The sequence below is a fragment of the Gaoshiqia hydrogeniformans genome (assembly GCF_049347105.1).
GTDB lineage: Bacteria > Bacteroidota > Bacteroidia > Bacteroidales > Prolixibacteraceae > Gaoshiqia > Gaoshiqia hydrogeniformans.
The window spans coordinates 1,914,604-1,932,264 of record NZ_CP186334.1 but is presented as its reverse complement, the minus strand read 5'-3'; the positions used below and the strand labels follow the sequence as shown (position 1 = coordinate 1,932,264).

Below are 17,661 nucleotides of genomic sequence, written 5' to 3'. Positions count from 1 at the left end.
GAAAACTTGAATTTCGAGAGTGATTTTTTTCAGTTCGTCTATTCAATTAACCTGTTTGGTTGGGTGTTTACGATTTCAAAAGATCGTCGAAAGTTAGCGCCAGGCGTTCATGATAAAGTTCTTCGTACAGGGCGGCAAATTTTTCGTAAGTAAAGCGGGCCGTATTCATGTTGTTTTGAAGGACGAGCGCTTTCAGTTTAAACGACAGCGCCTGATCGTTGACCGGGTCGGTTACCAGGATCCGGTCGGCCAGGTTCAGGATGAGTTCATGATCGTGCTCAAGATCCAGTTTGTTAATAAACTTCATGATCACATCAACAATGCTGTTCCCGATATTTCCTTTGTAATCGTCCAGCCAATCATGCGATTCTCCTTTAAAGACTTCGCCGGCACGTATAATTTTATAAAAGTTCAGGTAGAAATCCGGATGCTGATCATGCTTCTCATGTAAAAGTTTCAGGCACTCCACGTAGTCGCAATACACGCTTCCCGAAAAACGGATAATCCAGCAATCGATATTAAAAAGCACCTCTACCTCATCCAGCGCCTGTAAAATCAACCTCAGTTTACGGATCGTAACTCCCCTGCTGTTTTTTGCATTTTGGTAACTCAGGTCAGGCCAGAGGATATCCGAGAGATCTTTTGTTGAAATCCCGTTCCGGTGGTGTTGCGAATACACCAGGATTAACAGAAAAAGCTGTTTTATTTTAGGTGTAAATTGATTGGTAATATCTTCGCCGCTGCGGTCAACCACTTTAAAATCGCCAAACAACTGGATATAATTTCGCTTTGGATAATCCAGATCCGATTCTTCCAGTTCCTGTAATTTTTCGGTATTAAGATATCGTTTCCGGTAATTCCGGAAGGGCAACTTCCGGTAAATCAGAAACAGGATGACCAGTGAAATCAAAATCAAGCCTATTTTTGAAAGCAGGGGAAACCGAATGAAAATGTTTTTTTTCGGCGACAACTCAACCAGGTCTTTGCTTAGCCGCCAGATTTCTTCTTCTCCAAGCGTACGTGACCAGATGGTTAAATCGTCCAGCGAACCGATCATGTTCGAAACCGGGTCGTAACCGGCAAGTCCCATATAAATATTATCGCGCCCTTTGTACGAAGGGTGCCCAACCGAGCGACTATCCAGTCTCCCGTCGACATAAATGGCCTGTTCGCCGTTCAGTTTACTGTAACGCCAAACCAGGTGATACCATTTTCCTGCCTCAATACGGGTATTTCCCTGCAGGTCGTTTGAATAAAAGCCAAAATATGGTTTCTGATTGCGAATAACCAGGTGAATACTCTGCTGGTACGAGCCGCCGGGCGTACCCAGTATGCAATAATCCCGCTTGTCCTTTCGATATTCGTCAATTTTAATCCAGGCCGAAACCGTAAAATCATGGTCTCGCAATTTCAGCTCGTCAGCCTTTGGCAAAACAACATGGCTTTTGCCGTTGAACCAGGCCACCATCTCCCTGACAGAATCTTTCCGGTATTCCACGCCGACAGCTTTACCGTTGAAATTATTGATACTAAAATCGCGGACCCCATTTTCGAAGGTGTAAAAAGCTTCGAGGTTATCTGTAATTTCGAGGGGCATCCCTACAAAGTGCTGATTTTTGTTTTGATCCGGTTCTTCAAAGGTGACCGACTCCGGTTTAAACCGGTATCCCGGGCTTCGGGGCGTTAAGGTCAGACTTTCACCCGGTCCCACCGGAAAAGAATATTTTCCGCTTGTCTGGCTGTTAGTCCCCTCCCAGCTCACATAATTCAAAAGCTGGGCATTGAACGTGACGGTACCCTTAATTGTTTTAAAACTGCGTAACTGGTACAACACCTGGATGATCCAGCTTTCGTAACGGTCGAGAAAAATAAAATTGGGCGTTTTCCCGGTATTTGTCCAAACGCTTTTAATGTGTTCAATCAGGTAAGGATTGTGCGTGATATTATAATAAGCGGGATCCTGCTTATCCGATTTCCGGGGGATATTGTAATCATTGTAAATCAAAAGCGTATTCCGGGAGTCGCCTTTCAGAAACTCACCAATAAAAACCGGCGCTTCCAAAACCGAATTGTAGGGTTCAACGGCATAATCCCATACATAATGCAGCCAGTCCGGACTGTTCCGGTGCTCCTGCATTCCGAAAATGACCAGCCGTTTCCCGGTTTCTACCATTTCTTTGAGTGTTGGCCAGCCGTTTCGGGCATTGTATTCGCAGAGGTATAAATAAATCCCCGATTTTTCGATCAAAGCCGTTAATTCATTCACATTTACATTGAAATCGAGAAAAAGCGTAAGCACTTTATCCGGTTTATTGTCGAGAAACTCTTTAATCAGCTGAAGCTGGTCGATGAAGGGCATGGAATTTCCGCGCGAATCGCGGAGCACCAATTGATTTTCCTGGCGTCCCCAATCCAGGTAGAACCGGAATCCGCCGATATTCTGATCAAGGAGCTGACTGACTGATCTGGATTCCGGGAGAATAGCATCTGTTCCTGAAAAATTGGAGATGACAAAGATGCTTTCGTCGTAATGTCGGAACACAACATCCTCGGCAGCCGCAGCCTGCTGAGCCATGTACGGTAGCCAAGTTAACCATGCCAACAGATAAACGAAAAGCCTTTTTAACATGATGCTTCAGAAATTTGTCCAACAAAGATAAAAAAAGCAGGGTTTTGAACGATGAGTGTCAAGCGGTTTAACAACCTATTATCAATACCGGTTCATGAAATTTGATTCCGACTGATTTTAGAATAGAAAATTTTGTATTTTTGTCGTCACAAAAGGGTTGTTAGCTCAGTTGGTTTAGAGCATTACCTTGACAGGGTAGGGGTCACTGGTTCGAATCCAGTACAACCCACAAAACAGGTTACCAAATCGAACCAAAATCCGGTAAATCGTTGATCTACTGGATTTTTTGTTTCATTCTCACCCGCAATTACGTAAGTCGCCTATCCTTATCTTGACAATTTGTGCAGTTTAGAACCTGAAATAAACTATTCTGTTGCCCATCCGATTGAAAAACATTTTTGACGAAAAAGAAATAACAGTTGATAAATACCAGAAAAATTACAGCCAAGCAACAAACACGCCTCCTGGCATTAATATGACAGTCAATATATTCTGAGGCAACACCGACCGTTCATGACGATCAATCTCGGTATTCACTTTGCTATTGCAAATAAAGATCGCGTTTGTTGTCTTTTTGAGAAAATCAAATAGCAGATTAACGATCTGTTCCTTTGCTCCGTTCATAACACCAATCCACCACTTATTGCCACGACGACGAGCAAAGGGAACAATATTACCCATACTTGTGCTCGGTAAAACTTTTGTCTCACTCCAACGGTCGGAATTTCCTGAAATATTTCATCTGCTTATTCTCAATTAAAGTTTGTGAACGTTATTCGAGAATCAATTCGATAACAGGAATTTGATCACAGGGCTTACGGACAGGCAAACTCAAACTTAAATCGAGGGAATACTCTCCTTCCTTTATATCCTCTCCTGAACGCGGACCAATTGTTATTTCTGATCCGTCGTGAAGAAACTGCGCATACCTTACTTTTCCTTTATAATCGGGAAGAACAAGATTTTGCAAGGGATAATCAAGCAAATGAATATACAAACGCCTGGTTGCCGGTTGGTAAGTAAGCAAACTATTTTCCGGCGCTTTAAATTCACCAGGAGCCTCGGTACAACCATATATCGAACGGCTGTTGTATTTCATCCAATCGCCTATCGCGGCAAGTGATGCATCCGCCCGTTCATCAAAGACTCCCCGGGCAGTCGGACCAACATTCATGATCAGGTTCCCGCCTTTACTTACTGTTTCAATCAATAGTACCAGCAATTGTTTGGTATCTTTCCAGGTGTATTCATCCCGATAATAACCCCATGAACCACTAAATGTCTGACAGGTTTCCCATGGGGCCTTTTTCCCGTTCACTTCCGGCCATTTCGAAACTTTATATTGCTCGTGTGTTGTAAAGTCCCAACCATCTTCGTATTCACCCAAATCAAGGCGGTCGTTAATAATTATATCGGGCTGCAAGGTACGGACCATTCTAAGCAAATCAATTGAATTCCAGTCTTTACTGCCTTTCCCATTTTCACCGGAATAAGAGAAATCGAGCCACAACAAATCAATTTTACCGTAGTTCGTCAGCAGTTCGCGGACCTGGTTGTGCAGGTACCCGCGATACTTGTTCATATTTCTTCCCTTGTTTAGCTTTGTATACTCTTCAGCATCACGAACTCGCTGCGGGTGAAAATCGTCAATCGTAAAATCAGCGTGGTGCCAATCAAGCAGCGAATAGTAAAGGCCAACTCTCAGGCCTTCTTCCCTGAATGCATCCGCAAATTCTTTGATAAGGTCACGACCAATCAACGTGTTGGTAGATTTGTAATCGGTGTACTTTGAATCGAACAAACAGAAACCGTCGTGATGTTTTGTCGTTAGGACAGCATATCTCATTCCTGCTTCATTGGCTTTTCTTGCCCATTCCCGGGGATTGAACAGATCGGGATTAAAATTGTCGAAATATTTCTGGTATTGCTCGTCAGTCATTTGTTCATAATTTTTAACCCATTCGTGACGGGCAGGCAACGCGTATAATCCCCAGTGAATAAACATTCCGAACCTGTCGTTGGTCCACCATGCCATTCGTTCCTGTTTTTGTATTTCTGTTTCATTTCCAAGCCTTTTCGGTTGAGAAGAAGCAGTTGAAACACCTATCAGAATCAATATCAGTAAAGTTGTTTTCTTCATACGTTTATTCGGTTTTATTTTGAATTAACTCACTTGGGATAAACCCGTGCTTTATAGATCTCAACATCAGGAATTGTATATGTTTTGTCCGGATTTTTAGAATAAATATGATGCGTCCAATAGTCAATTTCAGCTTGAGTATAAACCAGTTTCCCTGTTTCCTTATTATAGTTAACAGACTTGATATCTTCGCCATCTAACAGTTCGAATAATTCAAACTTTTCGCTATCGATGTAAAATCTAAAGACAGTCTCTGCCACTGAAACAATCAGTTCATTATCGGATATTGAGATAAGGTCGTGCCCACCCCAGGCCGGCAATTTCCATGTTTTTTCTCTTTTCAGTTCAGGTTGTTCCGAATCCCAATTCATTAACGAGTAGCATACCAAGTCATTCGATCCGAGAGCATAAAGCCGTTCTGATTTCGATATCCACACAACTCCATGTCCCCACGTCAGGGTATCGTGGCAGATACACTTTTCAGGATTTACTATATCGTAAAGTTCTATTCTGTTCCCATAAGGATGATCGGATAGCGCCACGACGATACGGTCTCCCGGTAAACATTCAGCAGAATGGGCCATCGGGGCATTGGCATAAAAAAGGATATCTTTCGATTCTCTGTCAATCAGGACGACTCCGCCTCCGGATGAGGTGGCAAGGACTTTTCGGCTGCCGTCTACCGGTTTACAATCATCCAAAGGGTTCAAATACTTCTGGTAATCAGCGGGTAACCGGCTTGCTTCCGAAATATTCCATTGCCAAATAATTTTCAAATTATCTCCGTCCGATTGCTCCTCATCGAAAATAATAATCCGGCGGCCTCCACATGCTATTATCTCGTGGTTTTCATTCTTCTGAATGTTACAACTGACTTCTGTCAGAAGTAACAGAGCTGCTATTTTTCCAACTCTCATCATATCGGATTTTGACAATTTCATCATTTATTCATCAGAGTTTGACGGTTATTGTTTCTCCTTTTTCTATGTTTTTCTGCTGAATAACTTTCTCCCCAATCTTTATTGTCACACTAATCTTTTCGTTCAAGCGGTCAACCACAACATCAAAATCGGAAGCAAAACCCTTGATGTGTTTCAACGCCATGTGGTCCCAGCTTTCAGGTAACCGTGGCGTCAGTGTAAATGTCCGGAACCCGACAGGTCGGATCCCGAACATCCCTTCAATGATGATCCGGCAATACAATCCGCTTTCGCCGGAAAGGTGACGTTGATTGCCTTCCGGCCATGCCTCAATCGGGTACGGCACATGATCGCCCAATAGCCGTTGGATAGAATACTCAGACAAATATTTTGTTGCTTTCTCTGTTTCTCCGCCTACATAAGCTGCCCTTAATCCGGAAAGAGTCGATCTGTCCCAGAAAATATCACTCCCGGATTGGCTTAATAAACCATCTTTTGTCCATAACCTGGAAAAAAGAGCGTGGATTGTTTCCTTTGCCCGATCTTCAATCCCGGCGAAAACAGGAGCGCAGATCCAGGAGCGCAAAACATCATTTCCTTGATAATATGCATAAGTTTCAAAGCCTTCGACATTCGCGCCAAAATATAATTCAATAGATTTTCGCAATGCTTTTGCTTGCATCTCATATTTTACAACCTGGTTCTGAGGCAATTTCAGCTCTTTTGCCAGATAAACAGAAGAAACTAATCCGTCGTAATAAAGAGAAGAAACCAGAATATTGGCATTGCCTGAGGGGAAGCGTCCTTCCAGTTCATCAGCGTCTGATTTTACAACTCCTTCCTCATTCAGATTTCGATTGCAATATTCCAGGCACCATTCAAGTAAAGGCCAGATATACCGTGCATCCTTTTTATCCCCTCTGGTTAAAGCGTACCGGGCCCCGCCATAAACCAACATGGCGGCATCGCCGCAATCACCGGCAGCTTGCCAGATATCAGTCCCTTCTGCAATAATGGAACTGGGTACCCTAACATAATCCGCATTCATATATTTCATGTACAGGCGAAAGGTATTCAACGTAGCTTCATTTCCTTTGTCGTAGCCCAGATAAGGGAAAAACGGAGCAGCATATTCAGACTCATCATTTGCCCAGATCGCCGCATAATATGCCTCTCCGCCCGGACAATGCATCAACCCGCCGGCTGTCCGGAACAAACTTTCGGCTATTCGCACTTTCGAAAAAGCAAATTCATGATTGATCGTCGGATCCGGTGTTTCAAGGACCAGACTGCCCTGTATATTATGTACAAATTGATCTCTTAATGCTTTTTCTTCAGTCATTTCAGGTGAAAGTTCCTTTTCTCCCTTTCTTTCGGCAAAAGCCTGAATGGAGGCATCAAACAGGATTTCTTCGTTTGGCCCCACCTGGAAACTGCCCGGCTGATTTATTTTGGCAACAATTGTATAAGCACCATAAACTCCATCAGGTGCTGCGGTCTGATAAACAGTCCGGTGGGCGGGAACTGCTACCCGGATGGTTCGATCCGTGATATTTTTAATCCGGTACTGCTCGCAAAAAACAGGTTTATCAACTGACGGGAAAAAAGTACGGGTAACCCGGATAGCCGGATGCGGCTGAATTCGTTCTGTCCACTCCGAATAATTTAATGAGTAGTCACTAACCACATACAGACTACCGTCAATTGTGAATGATTTCACCTCTTCGGTTTTCAGTGAAATGCCATCAAATGTAATAAGAGAAAGGAAATCAATTGCCAAACGCCGGTTTAAGCTGGCATGGGTATCATTCGGAATGGTGCGAAGCATAGGCCAGACAACTGATCGTTCAAATCTGAACGAACCATCCTCTTTAACCCCGTAACGCAACACAACCGAGAGACATTCTCCGCTCATCTCCAGATGATCATAATGAGGGGTATCCCCATGTACGTCCCATGTGATCGCCCCGCCGGGTATTATTCCCCACCTTTGTTTCTCAGAACAAAAAACAGTTTTGACCATCAATAAACAAAACAGACTTACAAAAACACGGCTCTTTTTCATTTTTCATCATTTTTGAAGTGAAAGGGTTACCTGGAAGTTCACCACCCTTTCCAGACTTGTCAATTTATACACCCTGAATCTTTCGCTACGAAGTTCTTCCTTTAAAAAAGGGATTGCTTTTGCCAACTGATTTTCAACAGTTTTTGGAGCAATGTCCATTTCTTTGGCTATCTGTTTTACAGATTTTTCATTTATCCTTCGTTCAATAAAGATTCGTTTTCTTCTCTCCGGAAGCTGTTCGACTATTTGCCCGAGCTTATCTAAAAGGTCCTTGTAAATAATCGATGATTCCTGTTGATAACTTTCCTGGATATAACCGTCCAGAAAATCTTGTTTATACTTATCAGCTTTGGATTTCTTGTTGAAGAATTTTTTTATGAAGTTTAACGCAATTGTAAATAAATAGGATTGAAAAGACTCCTCCACTTTTATTGCCTCGCGGTTTCGCCATAGTTTATAAAATACCTCACCAACAATGTCTTCAGCATCGGCTTCGGATTTTAAATACGCAAAAGAAAACTGGTATAATCTCGGACTATATCGCAAGAAAATCACTTCAAATGCCAAAGGATCCCCGTTTCTTAGGCTTTGAACAACCACTTTCTCGTTAAAACCGCTCCCCATCGCTGATATCAATTAAGTTGAAATTATACCTGGGCCCCATCGGTCAATGAACAATAAATTTTTCCCGAACACAATTATCCGGGCTCCTTAACTCAATAATATATAAGCCCCTACTCCCGATAAATCGCAGATCAATACAATCGGATATTGTCTCATTTGTTAAGTTCTTCACCCACAACTGCTGCCCTGCATAGTTATAGACCGAAAGGGTTGAGTGACCGTTAACCCCGGAAGGAAAAACAACATTCAGTGTATTGCCTGCAGGATTTGGATAAATCTGAAAAACGGATTCAGTTTTGGTTGGTATTTCATCGACAACATCAGCGAGATAGTGATAATTGAAGCGTCCTGAAGGAGCAACATCTCCATTCACATAGAAATCCATAAGATTCCCATCTTCCTGCATGTTGTCGCTCCACTTAAATTCGAAATCAACCTTTACATCATTGTTAATTCCCAATAACGAGCGTTTAAGTTTCAGCACCAACGTGTTATTATCGACCTTATATTCAACAGTTCCAACCGGACGCCAGTCCCATATTTTTTCACTTCTCTCAATAACAGCCAGATCAGTTGGACTATTCCGGTTTATCAGAAAATCATATCCTTCCCACCCGGTCTCCTTATTCCGATCAATGTCAATAAACAAGCGCATCCATTTCGAATCAGAATGCCAGGTTAAAGCAGCGGCAGTTTCAACATAAAAATAAATATACTCCGTATCTCGTGCGACTCTGCTTTTAATAATATCGTTTCGCCCTGAAGAGTTGGTATAAACGAGTTCAGTTCCCTGACCGCGATGATTCCGATGGAGTGTATTTCCTTTATAGGAAAGAAACTCAGGCTCCACCTCATCCCAGTCAGACAGATTATTCATATCGATGGTTTTTGCAGCTGAGGCCTTGGTTTCATTGGGCATTCCTTTATATTTCCGGATATTATCAACCAACTGCATGTAATACACATCGGCTTTATTGCCCCAGGATTTTACAGGTTCAATGTCGCGGCTTTTTTCCGCGGAATATTGATCAACAAAAGCGAATGGTTTAACATCCCAATCAAACCAACGTCCGGCAGTCCATTCGTTCCACCCGGTCACAAAAATAAAATCCGGATCGAGTTGAAATGCCCGGGTCCATTGTTCCTGGAAGTTTAGCCCGTACAAATAAGCATCGGCCCGGGAATCCTGGCCGTTTGCTTTGGTGAAACTGCGTCCGTATGTAAGCTCCGAGTTAAATGCACAGGCGTGTCCTCCGCTGGCATCCGACGCATTTTGAGCAACGCCAACCGCGACCTGTTCATAGCCTCCTGCTGCTTTCGGAACGTATCCATGCTGCGGATATGTTTCCAGCCATCCCCATTGACTATTTGTTGAGGGACCTTTCACATAGTCGGCCTGCCCCGGGCGAAAAGTGAAAAATGCTTTAATGGCATCCACTTTTTGCTGATCTGTCAACTGAAGAATCCGGACCGGAGTATTATCGTTACCGATTGTTAACGGAATAAAATTCAGATCAGGAGAATAGGCTATTTCACTTTCATAGCTACCTGTTACCTCAACCGAGTTAAAATAGCTTACACTATTTCCATTGGTTTCATTGTATTTCCATACCCCCACCAATTCTGTCCCGTCGCACAGTTCCCACAAATAAGTTCCGGCATCTTGTTTATCAAAGGATAACTGAAGTTTTGCATTGTCTTTGAAATTCACGAATGTTTTTTCTGCAATTGGATTTTCAGCAACTGTTTCGGAATAATTATTCTTCCACTTATATAACCTGAAAGTAAGATTTCCGATGTTATTGCCCCAGCTTGGACAAGTTGCATTAATCCCGTAAAAGGATTCTGTTGCCGTAAATCTTAATCCGGCACTATTCCGATTTACTTTCAGACTACTGGAATAAGCCAGAATCAGGGGTTTTCCTCCCCATTGAAACCAAAGGTCTTTGTATAACCCGGGTTGATACAGCTCATTATATAGCTCAATCAACGAGGTCATTGCACCACTGGTAGCCCCAAAGGGTAAAAAAAAAGAAATTTGCGGAGTTTTAACACCATCAGCACGAGCCTGGGTCCAAACCTGAAGTAGTTTGGTATAAGACGATTTCCAGGTATAGCTTCCATTGGTACAATCAAAAAAGACCACGTCAACCCCGGCATCAGTCAACATCTCGGCATGTTTCCTCAAGACCCAGTCGTCTGTTGTGCGATAATACCCAAACAAAGGTTCGTCCCACCAAAAGATACCACCTTCAATTCCCCTCCATGCCGGATGGTTGGCATCCGAAACAGCTTCGGGATATTGTTTCAGTATCTGGGTAATATTTAATACCGGAGAAAAAGTTGCATTGTCATCTGTATGCCATGTCCAGTAAAATAACCCTACTTGTTTATTTGGACGGGGCCCTCCCACGTCTTCGAATGACGAAAGTTTTCGTCCAAGGGCATCCGTTGCCGGCAAGCCGTTTCCATAGCTGATTTCTGATGATTGCGTATAAGCTGCGCAAATATTTATCAATGTACCAAATATCGCCAATACAACTTTCTTCATTCGTTTTTACTTTTCTGTTGATTCTATTCTTTCATCTTTCACTAAAACCCCAAAGCAACCGGCTATCAGTAACGAAATAGCGCTCGACAGTTTTTTACTTAAGATAAGGTCTTACATACTCCGAATAATCTGTTTGGATGATCTGAACCTGAAGATTAATAATTTCATCAAGGGTAGAATGGTCGCCCTTTAAAATGGCTTCTCCCGGTTCATACAGGTAATTGGCAAACGAAACCATACCCTTAGCCCTGGCTGCGGCAACAATATCACCCGCTATGTCCCCGTTGTAATCCAATTGCACCATTTTTATCCGGGGATCTTCAGCCCAATAGTCAATTACAGAAGTACTTTTAACATAAGGGAAAACTATGCATTGCGGATTTATATCTGTGATCTCTTTGGCGCTTGTTTTACTACTGCCTCGGTAAAAAGCAACCCGGTCCAACATATGTAAAGACTCAACTATACTAATAATATCGGCCACATTAACAGCACCCAGATGCAGATCATAAAAAACCTTACCTCTTCCTGCTACGAGTATCTCTTCAAGAGTAGGCACAGTACTCGTCGTCAAATCTCCATTTTCAGCTTTTAGTTTGAAACGTTTTAAAAATGAAAGAGTCATTTCGGCTATGGCTCCTACCCCATTCGTTGTTCTATCAATCACGTCATCATGCATAATTACCGGGACTCCATCCAAGGTGGTTTTTACATCAACTTCAACCATCTCTGCCCCGGCTGTTATAGCTCGTTGCACAGCTTCAACCGAATTTTCGGGAATATTGCCTATCCTTTTCCCATAATAGGTATTTGCCCTATGAGCACAAATCCATTTCTTCGAGGGATCATTTATCAAATCGTCAAGAGCATCGTTCAATCGTCGGCCCATAACTGAAACGGTTGTATCAACCTTTACCGTTCCACCCTGACCATCCGAGAGTTCAAGACTAACCTTGAAAGTGCCTTCTTTCGCGTAACGATGGGTCACCGTTTTTTCGCCGGATGAAGCTTCATCGCCAAAATTCCAGACAGGACTTACCTTCTCATCGGTTTTAAACGAAAATTCAACCTCTTCATTTAGGCACGGAACCGGATTAGATATTACCACTTCCGGAGCCGGAAGTTCATACTCTTTCTTTTCTTCAACACCACCGTTATCATCGTCTTTCCCGCATGACTGTATCAAAATACCCAGCCCAATCCAAACAACTGTAAAAAGCAACTTTGTTCTCATAACCCTTTTATTTTTAACTGTTATTTATTCTATGATCTTGTTTATCGGAAACTGCGTCATGATGTGCATTTCTCCCATCTTATCCATGCTTTTGATCAAGATAGGGTTTTAACATTTCAACATAGTTTGTTAAAATAACCTGGTACTGAAGTTCCCGTATTATATCAACTACCGTAAAATCGTTGTTTAGTATCAGGTCACTGATATAGCTTGTAAACGACACCATTCCCTGCGCCTTGGCTGCTGAAACGATCTCGCCTGCCAAAGCATTGCCATAATCTGCCTGCACCATCTTAATGCGGGGATCAGTAGCCCAATATTCGATTACCGAAGTATTTTCAACAAAAGGAAAAACGATACACTGAGAATTCGCATCTGTGACCTCTTTGGCTTTGTCTTTACTGCTGCCGTAATAGAAAACAACTCGATCGAGCATGTGCAACGACTCAACCAAATTGACAAGGGTTGGAGTATCAACCCCTTTTTTGATATCCAACTCATAAAAGATCTTTCCCCGTCCTGCTAAAAGTGCCTCTTCAAGGGTTGGAATAACACTTGTGGTCACAACACCGTTTACAGCCTTTAAACTGAAGCGTTTTAGTACAGAGAGAGTCATATCTGAAACATTCCCGACGCCATTTGTTGTCCGGTCGATTGTTGCATCGTGCATAACTATCAACTCACCATCCGAAGTACTCCTGACATCAATTTCTACCATTTCGGCACCCGCGATCACTGCCCGTTGTATGGCTTCGACAGAGTTTTCCGGAATACTCCCTATTCTTTGACCGTAATACGTATTTCCCCGGTGTGAACAGACCCACACCTGACCCGGTTTATTCGATAATTCTTCAATCGCATCATTCAATCGTCTGCCCATAACTGAAATGGTTGTATCAACCTTTACCGTTCCACCCTGGCCATCCGAGAGTTCAAGACTTATTTTGAAAGTGCCTTCTTTTGCGTAACGATGGGTCACCGTTTTTTCGCCGGATGAAGCTTCATCGCCAAAATTCCAAACAGAACTTACCTTCTCATCGGTTTTGAACGAAAATTCAACCTCTTCATTTAGGCACGGAACCGGATTCGACATCATCAGTTCCGGAACAGGGAGGCTGTATTCTTTTTTTTCTTCAATACCACCATTATCATCATCCTTCCGGCATGACTGCAATAAAATGCCAAATCCAAGCCAAAGGAATATAAAAAGTAGATTTCGTTTCATAATCAGGTTCATTTTAGACGACAAGTTCTTTCTATGGTCAACATCGCTTCTTTTTTAATGCTTGTAGAATGCGTTCAATGCAAAGTCAACTATCGGCTGCGGATTTTGAAGACTGTGAGGATGATGCCCGGTTTCGGTTTTATGGATTACCTGCATTTTGCCACCAGCTTTTTCAATTTTTTCCTGAAACAACCCTGTATTTTCTGCCACCGGAACCATCTGGTCGGCATCGCCGACAACATGCAAAATCGGGAAGCCGGCTTGAGCAATGCGATCAGTCAAATCAATCGGATTCCCGTTAAAAGACAAAGCGGCATTCTCATCATTCAATTGAAAATCGTTCATGAACGTATGCCAGTCCTCCGGGCTGCCGGAACTGATTCCTTTTCCTCCCGGCCAGCTTTTTATATCCAGAACGGGAGCATCGGCATATATCGCTGCAACCCGTTTCGGATAGGCCACCGCCCAACGATAGACATAGAACCCTCCTCTGCTCATTCCTTCCATTACTGATTGTTTTGAGAGGCCTGACTTTGTCAAAAATTTATAAAATTGATTCCATGTGGATAATGCTTCCTTGTTTCCGAACAATTCTGCGACATCGCAATAAACGATATGGAATCCACGTTCGAGCAAAGCAATATCAAACTGCGGTTCGTGCCCCCAGAACCGGGCCCGCCAAACCCACGGATTTCCTGTCGCAGTATTTTTGGGAACTACAATCTTTGCATTTCGCCCTTTAAAGTCAAACTCGTACCCCTGAAAGCCATAAAAATTGAAAGAACCAGCATGGGATGGGAGTTTGAATATTAACTCCAAAAGAGAATCGTTTTTTGTTAGAATATAATCACAAACACGTTTGGCAATTATTGTTGCACCTTCAGCCGAAGGATGAATACCATCAGTAAAAAATCCTGGAGAATCAATCAGCAGATTGTATAAATTAACAACTTCGGTTCCGGTTTCAAAGGCAACCTGTCTTACTTTGGGCAAAATATCGTCGCGAATAACACTGGCGGTAATTCCCCACTCTCCTTTAATAAAAGCAGGAACAGGGGATAGTAAAACAATTCTCGGATGAGAAGGTAATTGCCTAAAAGAAGAAATCAGTTTCTTGTAATCTTCCACAAAATTGTCCAGAAAAACACGATTAGCAGGCTTTGTATCGTTAGTCCCTAATTTAATAAAAACCCAATCGGGCAAAAACGCCAACGCCTCCTGGTATTCTTCATAAGCGATGTAAGGATAATCACCTTTTGACAACAGCGTAGTTCCGCTCCGGCCAAAATTACGAACATCGTAATGCTCACCAAGCATAACGGCCAACTGTGCCGGATAACTTTTAATCTCCCTGTTTTCAATAGTGGCACCATAAGTAATGCTGTTCCCCACACAGGCAACTTTAACTCTTTTTTGTGCACCTCCGGTTAAGAAACTAATACACAACAGAAAGAATAAGATAAATCGAAGAAAACTCATATTATACTTAATTACCATTCGTAATCAAAATTTATGGTTGAATATCAAGCAGGGATATTAAATCGTTGTCTCACTAATTGAATTTCACAACAAACGGTTTCTCATGGTTTCTAAAATGCAAAATATTTTATACCACACTAGAATTCAGCAATAACCAATACAGGATCATGATCTGACGGGTATTGGCCGTCTGGCCGGTCGTTCAACACTCCATATTCTTTTATTTTTATTTGGCTTGTTACAAAAACATAATCGATTCTTTTTGTCGATACATTTTCACTCTGACTATTAAGTGTTCCCAAAGAGCCATAGGGCGCCTTTTCCGACAAATCGTATGAATCACTTAGCAAACCATCATTTAAAATAGTTTGTATGGTTGTGGTACCTGGTTTTGAGTTAAAATCGCCAGTTGAGAAAGCGGGGGAATCACCCGCGATTAATTTCATTTTTGATAATAGTAATTTAGCTGATTCTAATCTGGCCGTTGACCCTTCATTATCAAAATGGGAATTAAAAAAATAGAATTCACGCCCCGTTTCAAGGTCCCTAAATTTACCCCAAGAACATATACGATTATAAACTGCATCCCATCCTATGTTTGGAATATCAGGGGTTTCCGAAAACCAAAAGTTTCCTGTTTGCAATGGTTCAAAACGGTCAACTTTATAAATGATAGCCGAGTATTCGCCGTCTTGTCCTCCATCGCGACCTTCTCCTATATATGCATAATCCCCATATCCGCTCTCGGTAATATCTGCCAGATGATTCTTTAAAGTACCTTCCTGTGTGCCAAAAATATCAAAATCATAGTCATGGATTAAGGATTTAACCAAGTCTCTTCTTGTTAGTCGCCAGGATGATTCATTAACCCACAGATTGTAAGACGCAACACGTAAAATGCAGTTTTCATTCGTTTGACGAACAGACACAACAACCTGTTTATTAACATTCTGATTAGTTGATTTTATAATAATACTACCCGATTTAGACGTCTCAGCTTCAGATAGGGCTTCAGCTTTAAAAGAATAAGTTTTTTGCCCGTCATTTCCTTGCTGACTAATCCATTCAGGCAATTCAAATTCGATTGACACATTCGTTATAATTTCCAACTCAAATTCGAGAGTTTCCTTATCATTGAAAAAAACCTCGTCGTTATTTACTTCAAGTATAGGTTCTGCCGCCAACTGCTTAATTATAATCTTATTAGAAACATTATCGCTTATTATTGTAATTTCAGCCGTACGGCTTTCTCCGACAGTTTCATTTGCTGTTACCAATATTTTAAGATTATCTTCTGAAGAAGAATTTATCTCTGTTGTACACCACGATGTTAAAGATTCTACAGAAAAATCCCGATTGGACTTAACTGTAATATGTTCTTGTCCTCCTTCAGGCGAAAATATCAGTTCTTTTAATGATATGTCCAAATAAGCAGGTTCTTCATTATCTTCATTACAGGACAAAGAAATTATAAGAAGGTAAATCATTAACACCCACTTTAATTTCAAATAATATTTCATTCCGTTACCATTTTCTTAGGTGTCGTATTGAGTAATCATTAAAATTCATCTACTAGGCATTAGCAGTAAAGTGATTCATAATTATCAAGCATTTAATACGATAATACAGGTACAAAGACCCGTACTATCGTATATTGCCTAAACTATTACGTGCTACTTGTTACTATTGTACGAAGCTCCCAGTTCACCCAAATAACACCATTGTTCATCACTTGCAGATGTTTCAAAGGTTACTTTAAAGTAGGTTGCGGTTACATCTTCATCCAATTGAAATACCTGCTTATCCAGAACAGGAGTTGCAGTTACATTTGCTACGCGTGTCCAGTTTGCTCCGTCGGAAGAAACTTCAAAATACATATCTTTAGGCACCGAAGTTGCCCAATCTTCCTGGCAATTTACAATCCAGAAGGCCCTGAGGGAACATTCTTCATTCATGTCGACAACAAGCCAGTGCGGATATGTGGGTTGTGCATCTGTATACAGAGAATGCCAGAATGTATAAATGTTGTTATCCAGCAAATAGATGGCTTTTCCTTGTCCTGAACCTTCACCTTTCAGTTCTTCACTGGAACATTGAATTTCCCATTTAGAGCGGTTAACATCTTCCAAAATAACTTCCTTTTCTTTGTTTACAGTGATCACAAAATAATTAATCCCTAATGTTGCACTGATTGTTCCGTTCCCTTCGATTCCGCTAATCTTTACGGGAAGTAAATAACTTTTTTCACGTTCCAGTTTACCTACGGGCTTTACGGTAAACGACAATGAATCTGATTTTACTCCTCCATCAGGGATGACCAGGACACTTCCGCTCAACTCAAAACTTCCGTTAACCATTGGCAGGTATTCAGTCTGATTGGCTGTATTGAAGGCACTAACCAAAGAAAGATCGACCCCAACGGTAGCCGTAATATTTCCTTCGGCATTTCCATCGGAAGAGATCCCAAACTTAAATGTGGTATCAGCCAATTCAATCGTTTTAACATTTGGATTATTTACTGCATCCAGAAAAGAAACGGAAACAGGAACAACAGGATCGTCTGAATCATCACTACACGAAACAAGGAACATAGCAGGAATAAGTAATAAACCTGTTACTTTTCTCCATGATTTGATGTTTTCAAATCTTTTAACGAACATTTTCTTTTTTTTCATAACAATAAAGATTAAGTATTTATATAACAGTTGTTTAAATCACAATACAACCAGATTATAGCCGCTCAGGCAGGCAAAAACAATCCCTTTACAGACCAGGCAAAAGTCTGCTAAACATA

The 17,661-nt window shown here is 41.7% G+C and carries 12 protein-coding genes and 1 tRNA gene; 1 reads left to right on the top strand and 12 read right to left on the bottom strand.

What is annotated here, in order from left to right; translation table 11 throughout:
- Positions 1 to 67: 67 nt before the first annotated feature.
- On the bottom strand, positions 68 to 2,575 hold the full coding sequence (locus tag ACOIT5_RS07750; protein ID WP_423129902.1) for a LamG-like jellyroll fold domain-containing protein: 2,508 nt from the start codon (positions 2,573 to 2,575) through the stop codon (positions 68 to 70).
- Between the two features lie 208 nt (positions 2,576 to 2,783).
- Between ACOIT5_RS07750 and ACOIT5_RS07745 the strand changes: the two genes are divergently transcribed.
- Positions 2,784 to 2,858, top strand: a tRNA-Val gene (locus ACOIT5_RS07745).
- Positions 2,859 to 3,067: 209 nt separating this feature from the next.
- On the opposite strand, the gene ACOIT5_RS07740 is transcribed toward ACOIT5_RS07745, so the two are convergent.
- From ACOIT5_RS07740 to ACOIT5_RS07690, 11 genes are all read right to left on the bottom strand, one after another.
- Complete coding sequence (locus ACOIT5_RS07740) at positions 3,068 to 3,364, bottom strand: glycoside hydrolase family 97 C-terminal domain-containing protein (RefSeq protein ID WP_423130610.1); 297 nt, start codon at positions 3,362 to 3,364, stop codon at positions 3,068 to 3,070.
- A 37-nt stretch (positions 3,365 to 3,401) separates the two neighbouring features.
- Complete coding sequence (locus ACOIT5_RS07735; RefSeq protein ID WP_423129901.1) at positions 3,402 to 4,769, bottom strand: alpha-L-fucosidase; 1,368 nt, start codon at positions 4,767 to 4,769, stop codon at positions 3,402 to 3,404.
- 29 nt (positions 4,770 to 4,798) lie between these two features.
- The gene (locus ACOIT5_RS07730; protein ID WP_423129900.1) at positions 4,799 to 5,713 is read right to left on the bottom strand and encodes a DUF6528 family protein; all 915 of its coding nucleotides are present in this window, start codon (positions 5,711 to 5,713) and stop codon (positions 4,799 to 4,801) included.
- 7 nt (positions 5,714 to 5,720) lie between these two features.
- Positions 5,721 to 7,754: a hypothetical protein gene (locus ACOIT5_RS07725; protein ID WP_423129899.1), complete on the bottom strand. Its 2,034-nt coding sequence runs from the start codon at positions 7,752 to 7,754 to the stop codon at positions 5,721 to 5,723.
- A 6-nt stretch (positions 7,755 to 7,760) separates the two neighbouring features.
- Positions 7,761 to 8,378 (bottom strand): RNA polymerase sigma factor, encoded by a 618-nt coding sequence (locus tag ACOIT5_RS07720; RefSeq protein WP_423129898.1) that lies wholly within the window; start codon positions 8,376 to 8,378, stop codon positions 7,761 to 7,763.
- Positions 8,379 to 8,421: 43 nt separating this feature from the next.
- Entirely contained in the window at positions 8,422 to 10,929 is a 2,508-nt protein-coding gene (locus tag ACOIT5_RS07715; RefSeq protein ID WP_423129897.1) for a T9SS type A sorting domain-containing protein, read from the bottom strand.
- A gap of 94 nt (positions 10,930 to 11,023) precedes the next feature.
- The gene (locus ACOIT5_RS07710) at positions 11,024 to 12,163 is read right to left on the bottom strand and encodes a glycerophosphodiester phosphodiesterase family protein (protein WP_423129896.1); all 1,140 of its coding nucleotides are present in this window, start codon (positions 12,161 to 12,163) and stop codon (positions 11,024 to 11,026) included.
- Between the two features lie 79 nt (positions 12,164 to 12,242).
- A complete protein-coding gene (locus ACOIT5_RS07705; RefSeq protein ID WP_423129895.1) occupies positions 12,243 to 13,388 on the bottom strand; it encodes a glycerophosphodiester phosphodiesterase family protein in 1,146 nt (381 codons plus the stop codon).
- A gap of 54 nt (positions 13,389 to 13,442) precedes the next feature.
- Positions 13,443 to 14,867, bottom strand: coding sequence for a GDSL-type esterase/lipase family protein (locus ACOIT5_RS07700; RefSeq protein ID WP_423129894.1), 1,425 nt, complete (start codon positions 14,865 to 14,867; stop codon positions 13,443 to 13,445).
- A 137-nt stretch (positions 14,868 to 15,004) separates the two neighbouring features.
- Positions 15,005 to 16,387: an endonuclease/exonuclease/phosphatase family protein gene (locus ACOIT5_RS07695; protein WP_423129893.1), complete on the bottom strand. Its 1,383-nt coding sequence runs from the start codon at positions 16,385 to 16,387 to the stop codon at positions 15,005 to 15,007.
- 153 nt (positions 16,388 to 16,540) lie between these two features.
- A complete protein-coding gene (locus ACOIT5_RS07690) occupies positions 16,541 to 17,542 on the bottom strand; it encodes a BT_3987 domain-containing protein (RefSeq protein ID WP_423129892.1) in 1,002 nt (333 codons plus the stop codon).
- Positions 17,543 to 17,661 lie beyond the last annotated feature (119 nt).

Bases quoted from the DNA above. Each gene is read 5' to 3' on its own strand.
- ACOIT5_RS07750 (WP_423129902.1), bottom strand. From the start codon at position 2,575: ATGGCTCAGCAGGCTGCGGCTGCCGAGGATGTTGTGTTCCGACATTAC.
- ACOIT5_RS07735 (WP_423129901.1), bottom strand. From the start codon at position 4,769: ATGAAGAAAACAACTTTACTGATATTGATTCTGATAGGTGTTTCAACT.
- ACOIT5_RS07730 (WP_423129900.1), bottom strand. From the start codon at position 5,713: ATGATGAAATTGTCAAAATCCGATATGATGAGAGTTGGAAAAATAGCA.
- ACOIT5_RS07725 (WP_423129899.1), bottom strand. From the start codon at position 7,754: ATGAAAAAGAGCCGTGTTTTTGTAAGTCTGTTTTGTTTATTGATGGTC.
- ACOIT5_RS07720 (WP_423129898.1), bottom strand. From the start codon at position 8,378: ATGGGGAGCGGTTTTAACGAGAAAGTGGTTGTTCAAAGCCTAAGAAAC.
- ACOIT5_RS07715 (WP_423129897.1), bottom strand. From the start codon at position 10,929: ATGAAGAAAGTTGTATTGGCGATATTTGGTACATTGATAAATATTTGC.
- ACOIT5_RS07710 (WP_423129896.1), bottom strand. From the start codon at position 12,163: ATGAGAACAAAGTTGCTTTTTACAGTTGTTTGGATTGGGCTGGGTATT.
- ACOIT5_RS07705 (WP_423129895.1), bottom strand. From the start codon at position 13,388: ATGAAACGAAATCTACTTTTTATATTCCTTTGGCTTGGATTTGGCATT.
- ACOIT5_RS07700 (WP_423129894.1), bottom strand. From the start codon at position 14,867: ATGAGTTTTCTTCGATTTATCTTATTCTTTCTGTTGTGTATTAGTTTC.
- ACOIT5_RS07695 (WP_423129893.1), bottom strand. From the start codon at position 16,387: ATGAAATATTATTTGAAATTAAAGTGGGTGTTAATGATTTACCTTCTT.
- ACOIT5_RS07690 (WP_423129892.1), bottom strand. From the start codon at position 17,542: ATGAAAAAAAAGAAAATGTTCGTTAAAAGATTTGAAAACATCAAATCA.